The 13,176-nt window shown below is 41.4% G+C and carries 14 protein-coding genes; 7 read left to right on the forward strand and 7 right to left on the reverse strand.

The features are described 5' to 3' along the window. Positions 1-29 precede the first annotated feature (29 nt). The 3 genes from VF675_RS01050 to VF675_RS01060 form a co-directional block, all read right to left on the reverse strand. On the reverse strand, positions 30-812 hold the full coding sequence (locus tag VF675_RS01050) for an IclR family transcriptional regulator (protein ID WP_440204626.1): 783 nt from the start codon (positions 810-812) through the stop codon (positions 30-32). Between the two features lie 150 nt (positions 813-962). Continuing rightward, positions 963-1,406: a Holliday junction resolvase RuvX gene (gene ruvX / locus VF675_RS01055; RefSeq protein ID WP_104852952.1), complete on the reverse strand. Its 444-nt coding sequence runs from the start codon at positions 1,404-1,406 to the stop codon at positions 963-965. Continuing rightward, on the reverse strand, positions 1,399-1,953 hold the full coding sequence (locus tag VF675_RS01060; RefSeq protein WP_440204627.1) for a YqgE/AlgH family protein: 555 nt from the start codon (positions 1,951-1,953) through the stop codon (positions 1,399-1,401). Before VF675_RS01060 ends, ruvX begins: the two co-directional genes overlap by 8 nt. A gap of 620 nt (positions 1,954-2,573) precedes the next feature. Here VF675_RS01060 and VF675_RS01065 point away from each other — a divergent pair. From VF675_RS01065 to VF675_RS01080, 4 genes are read left to right on the forward strand one after another with little or no spacing between them, the layout of a single operon-like run. Then, on the forward strand, positions 2,574-3,938 hold the full coding sequence (locus tag VF675_RS01065; RefSeq protein WP_440204628.1) for a COG3014 family protein: 1,365 nt from the start codon (positions 2,574-2,576) through the stop codon (positions 3,936-3,938). A gap of 16 nt (positions 3,939-3,954) precedes the next feature. Continuing rightward, positions 3,955-4,356 (forward strand): DUF1425 domain-containing protein, encoded by a 402-nt coding sequence (locus tag VF675_RS01070; protein ID WP_004975847.1) that lies wholly within the window; start codon positions 3,955-3,957, stop codon positions 4,354-4,356. A 13-nt stretch (positions 4,357-4,369) separates the two neighbouring features. Beyond that, positions 4,370-4,972 carry a penicillin-binding protein activator LpoB gene (lpoB, locus tag VF675_RS01075; RefSeq protein ID WP_440204629.1) on the forward strand — a complete coding sequence of 201 codons (603 nt, stop codon included), beginning with the start codon at positions 4,370-4,372 and terminating at the stop codon, positions 4,970-4,972. A 56-nt stretch (positions 4,973-5,028) separates the two neighbouring features. Further along, positions 5,029-6,015, forward strand: coding sequence for a CsgG/HfaB family protein (locus VF675_RS01080; RefSeq protein WP_004975851.1), 987 nt, complete (start codon positions 5,029-5,031; stop codon positions 6,013-6,015). A 61-nt stretch (positions 6,016-6,076) separates the two neighbouring features. Here the strand turns inward: VF675_RS01080 and recN are convergent, their stop codons facing one another. Further along, positions 6,077-7,738 carry a DNA repair protein RecN gene (gene recN / locus VF675_RS01085; protein ID WP_440204630.1) on the reverse strand — a complete coding sequence of 554 codons (1,662 nt, stop codon included), beginning with the start codon at positions 7,736-7,738 and terminating at the stop codon, positions 6,077-6,079. A 493-nt stretch (positions 7,739-8,231) separates the two neighbouring features. Between recN and VF675_RS01090 the strand changes: the two genes are divergently transcribed. From VF675_RS01090 to VF675_RS01100, 3 genes are all read left to right on the forward strand, one after another. Then, a complete protein-coding gene (locus tag VF675_RS01090) occupies positions 8,232-8,555 on the forward strand; it encodes a pyrimidine/purine nucleoside phosphorylase (protein WP_004975854.1) in 324 nt (107 codons plus the stop codon). A 188-nt stretch (positions 8,556-8,743) separates the two neighbouring features. Beyond that, complete coding sequence (rlmB, locus tag VF675_RS01095; RefSeq protein ID WP_004975856.1) at positions 8,744-9,493, forward strand: 23S rRNA (guanosine(2251)-2'-O)-methyltransferase RlmB; 750 nt, start codon at positions 8,744-8,746, stop codon at positions 9,491-9,493. A gap of 43 nt (positions 9,494-9,536) precedes the next feature. Beyond that, positions 9,537-10,466: a DMT family transporter gene (locus VF675_RS01100; RefSeq protein WP_440204631.1), complete on the forward strand. Its 930-nt coding sequence runs from the start codon at positions 9,537-9,539 to the stop codon at positions 10,464-10,466. Between the two features lie 5 nt (positions 10,467-10,471). On the opposite strand, the gene coaE is transcribed toward VF675_RS01100, so the two are convergent. The 3 genes from coaE to VF675_RS01115 are packed head-to-tail and all read right to left on the reverse strand — an operon-like array spanning position 10,472 to position 13,167. Beyond that, positions 10,472-11,071, reverse strand: coding sequence for a dephospho-CoA kinase (coaE, locus tag VF675_RS01105; RefSeq protein ID WP_353675424.1), 600 nt, complete (start codon positions 11,069-11,071; stop codon positions 10,472-10,474). Positions 11,072-11,080: 9 nt separating this feature from the next. Next, positions 11,081-11,941 (reverse strand): prepilin peptidase, encoded by an 861-nt coding sequence (locus VF675_RS01110; RefSeq protein WP_096901344.1) that lies wholly within the window; start codon positions 11,939-11,941, stop codon positions 11,081-11,083. Next, positions 11,941-13,167, reverse strand: coding sequence for a type II secretion system F family protein (locus VF675_RS01115; protein WP_004975864.1), 1,227 nt, complete (start codon positions 13,165-13,167; stop codon positions 11,941-11,943). Before VF675_RS01115 ends, VF675_RS01110 begins: the two co-directional genes overlap by 1 nt. Between the last annotated feature and the right edge of the window lie 9 nt (positions 13,168-13,176).

Consider the following 13,176-nt stretch of genomic DNA (forward strand, 5'->3'; position numbering starts at 1 on the left):
CCTCAGATTAAAATTTTACCATGCTAGGCCTAGCTCACATCTAAGCTTAAATCTGTATTCAGGGTTTCAACCTGTTTTTCAATTTGTTGGGCATTATCATGCAAAATTTCGATCAGCTTTTGCAAATTCACAAATTCAAAACGGTTTTTTGAAGCCAGCAACGTTAAGGCATAAGGTGCGTCTTTAGATGAAAAGCGAATCGGGACAGACAAACCTGCAATTTCTGCACTCAGTTCGCCGTTCGAAAAATAATAGCCTTGTTTTTTAATTTTGCGCATCTGTTGCAAAAAGTCGTCTTCATTCTGTGCAAAGTTGACCTGTGCCAATTCAGCAGAAAAACGCTGGTAATAGTCTAAAATTTTTTGCTTGGGCAAGTGCGCCATAATAATTTTAGGGGATGAGCCAACATAGACAGGACGTGGACAACCACGACCATACGAGAGTAATGGTGTGTCTTTGAAAATTTCATGGTGCACATCAATACACGAATCTTGATTGAGCTGGGTCAGCAAACAGCAAAACTCGGTGCGTTCTGCAATTTTTTTCATAAACGGTGTGCTGATGGTGACCAATGGGTCTGTGGTGCGGGAAATATAATCTAATACCGCAATTTTGGGCCCAAGGGTGTAATCACCAGAAGTGCCACTCATGCGTTGCAGTAATTCTGCTGACACCAATTCTTTTAAATAGCGATAACTGGTGGGCTTAGATAAACCGAGTTCAGCACTAATGGTATCGACATTAATCACAGGACGAGAGGTCGAAAATAAGTCTAAGACTGTGAGAATCTTGCCAAAGCTAGACAGTGCCATGCGGATTTACCCATTCACACCAAAAGGATGGTGTCACTTTATATCAAAAAATCGCCAGACCAATAGACTTTTTAAAGATGGTCTTAGGCATTCTAACGATCAATATCCCAATTCTTTCGTTTGTCGTTGTTATCTATTCAGAAACAGGTTTTAAGGCTGAATACCGTGAGGCTCACGATACCAGCTTTCAATCAATAGTGCTGCGGCAAGACTGTCGGCTGCGAGCTTTTTGCCACGCCCTTGGGCTTGATAATGATCAAGCTCATCACGTGCTTCACGTGTGGTTAGGCGTTCATCGACCATTAGGGTGTTGATATTGCTTTGATGGCGTAAGCGTCTGGCAAACTTACGTGCACGGGTAGACAGTTCCGACTCGCTATCATCCATATTTAAAGGTAAGCCCACTAGAAATAATTGTGGCTGATGTTGCTTGATGATTTTCAGCAAGTTTTCCCATTGTGGAATGCCATCTTTCATGGGGAAGAGGGCGAGTGGGGTCGCACTTTCAATTAGTGCCTGCCCCACAGCCATGCCCATTTTTTGCGTACCGAAGTCAAATGCCATGATAGTTTGGGCTTGTGTTGTTTCAGGCATGACCAATCTCTGAAGATAACCATGCTGGATCTACGCCCATTTTACGATAAGCGGCATCCCAACGGTCGTCATAAGGTAAATTGAAAATCAAGTCCATGTCCGATTCACAAATGAGCCAATCGCCACGGGCAATTTCTTGTTCCAGTTGCTGTTTGCCCCAACTGGCATAGCCCAAGGCAATTTGGTAACGTCCAACGCCTTCGTTGTGGGCAATCGCATCTAAAATATCTTTAGAGGTGGTGATACAGACATTTTCACCAACAGCGATAGATGAATGCCAAGTTGGCTGCCCTGTGTGTAAAACAAAACCTGCCTCAGGTCGTAATGGACCACCTTGTAGAACTTCGTGAGGATGCACATTATCTGCGTCTATATCTAAATCATTGAGTAATTCTTTGATTTGGATACCCGATGGACGGTTGATAATAATGCCTTGCGCACCGTCTTCATCATGACGTGCCAAATAGATGACGGTGTTTGCAAAAAACTCATCATTCATATCGGGCGGGGCTATGAGACAGCGATGCGTCAGATATTGTTTAGTCACCTAAGCAATTCTCCTTAATCTGAGGGGGTGGCAAACAGAACTGTAAACCGACTTGGAAACGTAAACGAGTTACAGCCAAATCATGCAAATATACATTTCTTAGCTGTACTTATCCCATAAAACCACTGTGATGACAACTTTGCTTTGGTAAAAGTGAGACAAAGGATAAATAAAAGAATAAATTTAAAATTTAGAAAAAATGATGTCATTAAATTTATCTATTTAGTTACAAAGTTGAAGATATAGGAACATAATAATTGATTGCTTTATTATCTTTGTGATGTGGGTTTGTTTAAATGTTTTAGTGTATATTTTTTAATCTACTTTTAATTTTAACGAATGTGATTTCTGTTTTTTAATTGCAAAATAGGCGGTTTTACTACATTTAGATTCTCTTTTATTAAATATTAAGTTTGTCTAATGAGTAGTGGTTTTTTAATATAAAAAATCTATAAGTTTGTTTATCTCTTTTGTAAGTTTTGTACTTTAGTGTAAAATTTGTGTTTTTTATAGCTTGATATGTTTCAATAAATATACATAAAATACATATTGAAACAAAAATTAATTGTTTGTAAGATGGTGAAATTTTCATCTTTTATAGCTTTTTTTGATGGTTTAATATGAATTATTTAATAAAGGGAAGTTTGTTTGCTGCTGTTTTTTCAGCTTCAGTTTTTTCTCAAGCAGCAATTTTTGGAACTTATAATGAAGAAGGTAATTTGTTTCGCAGTCATTTGAATAATCATTTATCTGAAGATTTAGCTGCTAAATTTAAAGATAAAGTAGATTCAAAAGACGGCGTACTATATTTACTGGAGCAGGCACGTTTATTACAAGTCAATCATCAGTATGAAGAAAGTTTGAATCATTATAAGCAGGCTTTTGAATTGCTAGATAAACAAAAAAGTCGTGCAAAAATTAGTCTGAGTCGGGTCGGATTTAAAGCACTTTCTATGGTGAGTAATGATTCGGTGGTGCCTTATTTGGTGCCACCTCATGAACAGGTATTGGCGCATATTTCTCAAGCCAAAAATTATATTTTTCTAAAAAACCTTGAGGCTGCTGCAGTAGAAATGCGTGTTGCACAGGGCATTCAGCGTGAAATTGAACTGGCACATCAGGCTGAGTTTGAAAAGAAAAAAGAGAAAAATACAAAAGCAAATGCATCTTCAAATGCCGCATTGCATGTTTTAGATGAGGCATTTGTTGGCTTAGATCCAATTGCGGGCAAGATTAAGAATACTTATCAAAATGCTTATGCTTTTTATATGGCAGCTAACTTGTGGGAAACCTTAGGCGAATACAACGATGCTTTGGTGGATTACAAAAAAGCTTATGAGTTACAGCCTGATGAGCAGATTGCTAAAGATGTAAAGCGTTTAGATCAATTGGTTGCAAAACAAAGTAATAGTAGTGTGCCTGTTATTGTATTTATTGAACAAGGTATCGTTCCACAGAAAATTGAAAATAAGTTAGATATTCCGACTCCAGGCGGCATTATCAACATTGCTTTTGCGACTTATGAACCTAGCACTTATGTTGCACCCAAAAGCCTGAAAGTGAAGCTGAATAACCGAGTTTTGCAAGACAGTTATGTGATTAGTGATATTGGTGCATTGGCTGTTAAAGACTTAAAAGAAAAAGTCGTTGGAACTTTAACAACCCAAGTGATTCGTGCCACAGCCAAATATGCTGCTCAAAAAGAGCTTGGTAACCAATTTGGTGTTTTAGGGCAATTGGCAGGTAACGTGCTCAATATGGCAACCGAGCGAGCAGATTTACGAGCTTGGACAACTTTGCCAAGTAATACGCAAATTGCACGTCTGAACTTAACGCCAGGGATACACAACTTACAGTTATCGTCAGGTAATTTGTCAAGCTCCTCTGTGAAGTTAGATGTAAAAGCCAATGAGACAGTATTTGTTTATGCACATCATGTAAATGACAAAATTACAGCAAGTGTAAGTAGTATTCCACGCCAATAATTTTGAAGAGAACTTTATGAAAAATCAGTTAAAACTCGCATTACTCGGTCTTAGTGCTGCGGCGATGGTTGGATGTACAGCCCCTAATGCTTTGTCTACACAGACAGATGCGAATAACGAAGTAAGTATTCGCACCATTACCAATAACCCAGTCTTAACCACTGAGGTATTTGTTGAGCGTGTGGGAATGTCTATGGCAGGCGACTTAAAAAAGGCATCAATTGCCATTAAAAACCGCCGTTTCAATAACAAAGATTTTAGCTACAAAATCGTATGGGTCGATGCACATGGGGCCGAAGTGAACCCTGAAGGTGCGATTTGGAAACCAATTCAGTTAACGGGTCGAGAGGTGAAGGGCGTGCAATCTTTAGCACCAAATCCATCGGCTGTAGATGTTGTTGTGTATTTAAAGAAATAAGCGAGATAGAGCAATGAATGCAAAGTTAATCATGACTGTGGTAGCAACTTCTGTTTTGGCAACAGGTTGTGCAACAACGGGTAGTGCAGTGAGTTATGGTGATGCTCAAGCTGTAGAAACTTTAACGAAAGATTTTGGATCGACAGATCTACAAATGATTGCTGCAAAGATGGTGGATGATATGCTGACCTTCCCACCTGTGGTGCAAATGACGCAAACTCGTCGTCCAGTCATTGTGCTTGATCGTATTCATAACAAGACACAAGAACATATCGATACAGAATCTATTACAGATACGATTCAGAACAAATTAATTAATTCAGGGAAGTTTCGTTTTGTAGATATGAAATCTGTTAATGCGATGGCGCAGCAACTTGCCTATCAAAAGCAAAGCGGCATGGTCAATCAAGCGACTGCAGTGCGTACTGGTGGACATATCGGTGCTGAATATATGCTCAATGGCAATCTATCTAGTATTGTAAAAAATGCAGGTGGTAAGAGCGATGTGTATTACAAGTTCACATTTAAATTGCAGAACTTACAAACTGGCATTGTAGAGTGGACAGGCGAAAAAGAAATCCGTAAGGCAGCAAAGCGCTCAACTTTTGGTCTTTAATTTAATCTGAAAGCAACTGCGCTGTGATAAGTGCAGTTGCTGTTGAAGAATAGAACATGAAAAAAATATTATTTGCAGGCTTATTATCTGGATTACTGTGTAGTCCTGCTTTTGCTGCGATTAAAGAAGTGATTAAAGAGGCAACGGGTAGTGGTCCAACACAACACCAAGCTATTTCTGAAGCATTATTGATTGCAGTTCAATCGGTGAATGGTGCTTCGGTATCGTCACAAATGAATTATGAAGAAACAGTTTCTTTATCTGTAAATAATCAGGGCTGGACATATACGGGTAAAGTTTCACCTGTATTTAGTGTAGCCAATCAAGGTTCGGGTTCTGTCACCAAGTTTCAGGTCTTGAGTGTTTCTGGTGCCAAAAATAATTATCGCGCTAAAGTTCGCGCACATGTGGTGAAGTTTGAATCTACTGTACAAGATCAACACATGCGCCGTATTGCAGTCTTGCCATTTCAAATGGCAGAAAAAAATAACCGCTTAGCCAGCGGTGCTTCTGCTTCTGAGTTTAGTCAAGAATTATCAGATACTTTAGGTACTTATTTGGCACAGTCAGGGCAGTTAAGTGTTGTTGATCGTCATTACATAGATGAAATGCAATTTGAAAATGACTTCCTGTATTGGGATGGTGCACCGCATGAGTTAGCGCGTATTGGTCAAAAAGTAGGTGCTGATTATTTACTCGTGGGGCGTATTAACGATTTGTCAGTTGCTAGCGGTCAACAAATGTATGGGTTAAATGCTGGTGCAGAGCAGGTGCGTTTAACGTGGCGAGTGATTGAAGCGAATACCAGTAAGGTAGTTGCGGCAGGGACTTTTAATCGTACCTTATCGAACTTGATGACACAGAATCTTTTAAATAATAGTTTAAATGATAGTACTGCAGATAAGATTGCCCAAAGTTTAAATCCTGAAATTTTACAGGGTCTTAAACTACAACCTGTGCAATCTTCTAGCAGTCAATTTTATGATACCTCTCCAGGTTATGAAATGACACCTGGTTCAAGTGACCAACCTGTGAAATGGTAAATAATGATTAAGCTTGTTTTAGACCTAAATAAATCCCCCTGAAAATCAGGGGATTTATTTTTTAAGCCTGTTGAAACTTCAATTGGCGTAATTGTTTGGCGTGTTGCAGGGTGGTGTCATTAATTTCAACGCCGCCTGTCATGCGTGCCAATTCTAAAATACGCGCATCTTCTTCTAATTCAACAATGGTGCTGCTGGCAGGGTCGGTCTGACGCTTTTTCACCAAAAGGTGCTGATCAGACTGTGCAGCTACTTGTGCTTGGTGGGTAATACATAAAATTTGAACGTGTTGCGCCAAACCTGCGAGCAAACGCCCCACAATTTCAGCAGTACCACCACTAATCCCGACATCAATTTCATCAAAAACCAAAACTTCAGCTTCGGTTTTTTCGGCATTCATGACTTGCATAACCAAGGCAATCCGCGATAATTCGCCACCAGAAGCCACACGTGCTAATGGCTGAGCAGGAATACCTTTGTTGGCAGTAAACAGTAGTTGAATAAAACTTAACCCCTCCGCAGAAACCTGCTCTAAAGGTTCAAACTTAAATTCAAAATGTGCCTCAGGCAGTGCCAACTGTTTGACTTGCTCGGTCAGTTGTTTGGCAAGTGGTGCGGCTGCTTCACGACGGATGTCATCTAAATGTTGTGCTTTGGCTAAAAAGTCCTGATGTGCCACTTCGACTTGTTCTGCCAAAGTTTCAGGGTCTTCAAGTTCATGTAAAGCAGTGAGCTCAGTTTGCCAAGTATCAAATTCTTGTTTTAATAATTCAGGTTGTGTGCGGTATTTACGCGCTAAACGATGAAAGACTTCTAATTTTTGATTCAGTTCTTCCATGCGTTCAGGGTCAAAGCTTTGACGATCAATAAACTGACGTAAATTGGCTGTCGCATCATCTAATTCACTTTGCGCATTTAACAATGAGTTATAAATTTCTGATAATTGTTCACTGCGTCCCGCATGAGATTCCAAGCGGCGAATAATCGAAGCAATTTCCTGAGTGATATTTTGCTCGGCTTCGTCTAAGGCATTTAAGCTATAACTGCAGTCCTGCATGATATGTTCATGATGGCTTAGGCGATCAAACTCTTGTTCAATCTCCTTATAATCGATTTGTACCAGTTCTTCGAGTTCTTCGAGCTGTAAGTTTAGAGTTTCGATGCGCTGCTTGCGAGTTGCCTGTGCATCCAGCGCCGCCTGATGCTGTCGGATATTTTTTTGCCAGGTACTATAAGCATCACGTACTGCTTGGGCAGGGGTATAAAAATTATAATAACGATCAAGCCAGTGCTTTGGATAAGGCGGTTCGAGCAATTGTTGCTGACTGTGCTGACTGTATAACTGTACCAGTAAGCGTCCAATTTCTTTCAGCTCTGCCAAACTGCTTGGACGACCATTAATCCATGCTTTGCTGCGCCCTGTGGCAAAAATTACCCGACGTAAATGGATTTCACCAGACTCATCATCTAATTCATGTTCTTTTAGCCATTGTGCTTCAGGGCTATTGTTCTGATAACTGAAACTCGCGGTCACATCGGCTTTATCTGAGCCAAAACGTACATAATTGGTATCGGTACGTTCACCTAAACAGGCAGAGAGCGCATCTAAAAGTAAGGATTTACCTGCACCTGTTTCCCCTGTCAGAACGTTAAAACCTGTTTCAATATCCAGTGCTAAGTGGTCGGCAAGGGCAAAGTTAATCAGTGTTAAATGAGTCAGCATAAACGCATCCAAGCTGCGAAAAGTGTCAGTGAAAGAGAGTTAAGTTTTGGAAATGCCATAACAAGGCTGTTATTTTCGTCTGTTTAATTCTAGCTTAAATTGCAGCACAAACAACAAAAAATGTACCCGATAAGCATCCTATATAAAACGCAAGACTCGTTGACCATTTCATTTGATAGTCATCAAATTGCAGTATATTCGCTTAGGAAGTTTTTAGGTGCTGCCTGATCGGGTGAAACTTAAATGATACACATACTATTTGTGATCTGTTTCACATTCAGATTTAGCACTTTAGTGGGGAAGAATCTAGAGCAGAGTACTTTGCATGCCTCTGGCATTGGCTTAGACTGTGCTGTCAGCGTGTTGCATGCTGCGTATTGAAACATTGTTCAATTTACGCAAAGCCCACTGTAAACACAGATTGATTAGTTCTGAGGACAGAATTAAACTACATCAGTCAAAAATATAAAAACGCGTTACCTGGAGAATACGCATGTCAGCTCAGTTTGATCATGTATCAGTTGTGAAAAAGTCGAATGTCTATTTTGGTGGGCAATGCATCAGTCACACGGTGCAATTTGAAGACGGTACCAAAAAAACCTTAGGGGTAATTTTACCGACTGAACAAGCCTTGACTTTCGAAACGCATGTACCTGAACGTATGGAAATTATTTCAGGTGAATGTCGTGTCAAAATTGCCGATAGCGAAGAAAGTGAATTATTCCGCGCGGGTCAATCGTTCTATGTGCCTGGCAATAGCCGTTTCAGCATCGAAACCGATGAAGTGCTCGATTACGTGTGCCACTTAGAAGGCTAATCAGCCGATAATAGGGTATTGAATTAAGATTTCATTTTTCTCCTGCTTGAGCACCCAATCAAGCGGAATTGAATCAAGAAATTTTCACCCGAATCGGTTAAACTAGATCTTATTGAAATCCTGTAAAGTCAGCTTTGCAGGATTTTTCGTTTTCGCTGGTTTATTGGTGCATTAATTAGAGGTCGTTCATGGCAAAACCTGAATATTATTATGGCGTTCACTCGGTGGAGTCATTATTGGAGCTTGAGCCAGAGCGCGTCTTAACTCTTTTTACCTTAAAAGGGCGTGATGATCAGCGTTTACAAAAGATTTTAGAACTTGCCGAACCATTTGGCATTAGTGTGCAAAAAGCCAGCCGTGACAGCTTGGAAAAACTGGCAGGTTTGCCTTTTCACCAAGGAGTGGTGGCTGCAGTACGCCCACATCCAACTCTGAATGAAAAAGACTTGGATGCCTTGTTGCAGGCTGATAGCAAGCCTTTACTTTTGGCGCTCGACCAAGTCACCGACCCGCATAACTTGGGTGCGTGTATCCGTACTGCCGCTGCGATGGGGGTTACTGCCGTGATTGTGCCGCGTGATCGTTCAGCAAGTTTGACCCCAACTGCACGCAAAGTAGCTGCAGGTGGTGCAGAAAAAGTCAAATTTATCCAAGTGACCAATTTGGCACGTACTTTGGCGCATTTGAAACAAGAGTTTAATGTGCGCGTGGTGGGTACGATGCTGGATGAAAAAGCTTTGCCAATTCAGCAATTTGACTTTACAGGCACAGCAGTATGCGTGGTGATGGGCGCAGAAGATACAGGTTTACGCCCAATTACCCAGTCACAATGTGATCAAACCGTATTTATTCCAATGGCAGGAAATCTGCAAAGTCTGAATGTCAGTGTTGCAACAGGTATGGCCTTGTATGAAGCTTGTCGTCAGCGTCAGGCTTAATTGCTGATTTTGTATTTGCTATTTTATTGATGCTTTCAACACCGTGATTCGTCTATCTCCCCAAAAGCAAGGTTATGCTTTGGTGCTTGTTACCATGTGCATTTGGGGTGGTTTTACCCTAACTGCTCGGCTGAATGCACAATGGCAGATCAGTGCTTGGGATATTACCGCCTTACGCTTTGCTTTGGCTTTTTGTATTTTAATGCCGATTCTTATCTGGAAAAAAGATACGGCATTTTTATGGAAAAAAGAGCCTTTTATTTTGGCAATGATTGGTGGAGTAGGCTATTGCCTGACTGCGTATAGTGCTTTTCATTATGTACCCGCTGCGCATGCTGCCATTTTTCTGAATGGTTGTATTCCTGTTTGTACCGGCATTGCGGCTTGGGTATTATTTCGAGTGCCTTTTGACCGCCACACATGGATCAGTATTGTAATTATGCTGACCGCCATTGCGGGTATGAGTGCGCTGATGTATCAAGAAACAGGTGTTGCCTTTGGACTTGGGGATGGACTGTTTTTTATCAGCGCTATTTGGTGGGGTGTGTTTACGGTTTTATTAAGACAATGGAAGCTTTCCGCTTGGCATGCTATGGCGGGTGTCGCAATTTGGTCGGCAATCGTCTATGTCCCGATTTACGTACTGTTTTTCCCGAAACAACTCAGCACACCTGAACCGATTCATTTATTGCTGCAAACTATTTTTCATGGAGTGTTTGTGGTGATCATCGCAACACTTAGCTATGTCGAGGCAATTAAGCGTTTGGGAGCATTCAAAACTGGCAGTATTGTGACCTTGGCGCCGTTTATCGCTGCGATTCTTGCTGTCCCTTTATTGGGTGAACCTTTGAGTTTAGCAATTTTATGTGGCTTGGTGGGTATGGGGATTGGTGCTTTGCAACCTTGGCGTTGGTGGGCCCGACCTGACAGCTTAAAAGCTCAACTTGAACAGCAAAAACAACAGTCAGATTAATTTGCTTACTGCATCGCTCGCTTTAAATACTGCTGATGCAATACTTCAAGTTTGCTATACAAATGATCTAAATGCCCATCATTTAGCACAATGTCATCGGCTAGGCGTTGTTTTTCAACACGTGGCATTTGTGCTTGAATAATTTTATGAATTTGCTCAACCGTTTGACCATCACGTTGTGAAGCACGGTGAATTTGTAGGGCTTCAGTAGCATCAATCAATAATGTATGTCGGGTCAATTGATGTTGATTGGTTTCAAACAAGAGTGGTGAAACCAAAACCACATAGGGACTGTCGGCAGTATCTAATTGTTGAATAATCGATTCACGAATTGCAGGGTGGGTGATTTTTTCAAGTGCTTGTCGTGCACTTGGTTCTTTGAAAATGTGTTCACGTAATGCGCGACGATCTAGTTCGCCATTTTCAAGTAAAACCCAATCGCCAAAGTGTTGTTGAATTTGCTTTAAGGTAGGCTGTCCTTTTTCAACCACTTCACGTGCAACAACATCCGCATCGACCACAACAATGCCTTGGGTCTCGAACCACGCACTGGCTGCAGACTTGCCACTGCCAATTCCTCCTGTTAGACCCAAAACAAAACGCATGTGCTGTCCTTATTGTCCCAAATATACTTTCATGATTTGCTCGCCCCATAAAAAGGCAATCCAGCCCGCAATGGCGATATACGGACCAAATGCAAAGGGTTGGTTTTCTTTACGCACTTTTAACAGAATAATGCCAATAATAGCCCCAACTAAGGACGATAGTAGCACAATCAGGGGTAACATCATCGGCCCCATCCATGCACCTAAAGCGGCAAGGAGCTTGAAGTCACCATAGCCCATGCCTTCTTTGCCTGTGACGATTTTAAACAGGTAATACACCACCCATAGACATAGGAAGCCAATTACATAACCCCAAATTGCCGATGTCGGTGAGGTATAGATGGCATAGCTGTTGACTGCCAAACCCAGTGCAGCCAAAGGCAGGGTGTAACGGTCTGGCAAGAGTTGTGTATCAAAATCAATGAAGGTGAGTGCAATCAAGGTATAAGTGAGCAGCAAACCAAACAGCATTTGTACAGTTGGGCCAAATACCGCAAGCACAATCAGGGCGCAAACAGCGGTTAATACTTCAATCATTGGATAACGTACGCTGATCAGGTTTTGGCAGTTGCCACATTTACCGCGTAATACCAACCAACTCAGCACAGGAATATTTTGATACCAACGAATTGGGTTGTGACATTTGGGGCAGGTCGATGCAGGTTTGCTCAGGGTGATTTTACTTTCATCAATAATGGCTTGTTCAGGATGTAATAACATTTGGCAGTCATTACGCCACTCCTGTTCCATCATTTTTGGGGTGCGGTAAATCACCACATTCAAAAAACTGCCAATACATAAACTAAAAAGTCCAACTGCGATATAGAGCGCAGTTGGATTTTGGATAAAGTACGCGATTAATTCTTGCATTAAACCACAGAACCCATTTGGAAGATTGGAAGGTACATGGCGACAACTAAACCACCCACTAAAATACCCAAGACAGACATAATCAACGGCTCCATCATTGAGGTTAAGCCATCTACTGCGTTGTCGACTTCGTTTTCATAGTGGGTTGCGACTTTATCTAGCATGGCATCTAGCGCACCTGATTCTTCACCAATGGCTACCATTTGCACTGCCATAGACGGGAATTTATTGGTGACACGCATGGCGAATTGTAGCTGTTGACCTGTCGCAACATCATCACGAATTTTCATCACGGCTTCTTCATAGACCACATTATTGGTTGCCCCAGCGGTAGATTCCAAGGCATCAATTAAGGGTACACCAGCAGCAAAAGTAGTGGCTAAAGTACGGCTATAACGTGCAATAATCGCTTTATAGACCAAGTCACCAAAAATAGGCGCTTTCAGTGCCGCTTTGTCTAAGAAGTCACGGAATTTTTTACTGCGTTTTTTAGTTTCCAAGAAACCTGCAATGATGACCCCAATCACAATAATCAGAATAAACCAGTATTTCTGCATCCATTGTGACATGTTCACCACCATTTTAGTGAAGGCAGGCAAGTCCGCACCAAAAGAGCTAAACAACTCTTCAAACACAGGTACGACTTTCACCATCAAAATAATGGTCACAATCACGGCCACCACAATGACCGTTGCAGGGTATTTCATGGCTTTTTTAATTTTTTGTTTGAGTAACTCACTCTTTTCTTTATAGATCGCGACACGATCTAGCATGGTTTCTAGGGCACCCGATTGTTCACCAGATTCGACCAAAGAACAAAATAGGTTGTCAAAATATTGAGGATATTTACGCAATGCGCCAGCAAAGGTATTCCCGCCTTCCACTTCACCTTTAATGCCTAAAACCACTTCACGCATGGCGGGGTTTTCAAGACCTTCGGCAACAATCTCAAAGCTTTGTACCAAAGGCACACCTGCTTTCATCATAGTGGCAAGCTGACGCGTGAAAATAGTGATGTCTAAGGTCGACACCCGTTTTTTCATTAAGCCTTCAAGAATATTCTTTTTCTTTTGGCGAATCGTCTTGATGGTAATCCCTTGTTTACGCAATGTGACCTTTGCCAAGGCCATATTACGCGCTGGAATTTCCCCTTTTAACTTAGCCCCTTTGCGGTCAATCCCTTCATAAACGAAGGTGGGCATCATCTGTGCTTTTTTGACAGCCATGCGTATTTA

It is taken from the genome of Acinetobacter sp. Lyrl_1 (assembly GCF_051948795.1).
GTDB classification, from domain to species: Bacteria; Pseudomonadota; Gammaproteobacteria; order Pseudomonadales; family Moraxellaceae; genus Acinetobacter; species Acinetobacter towneri.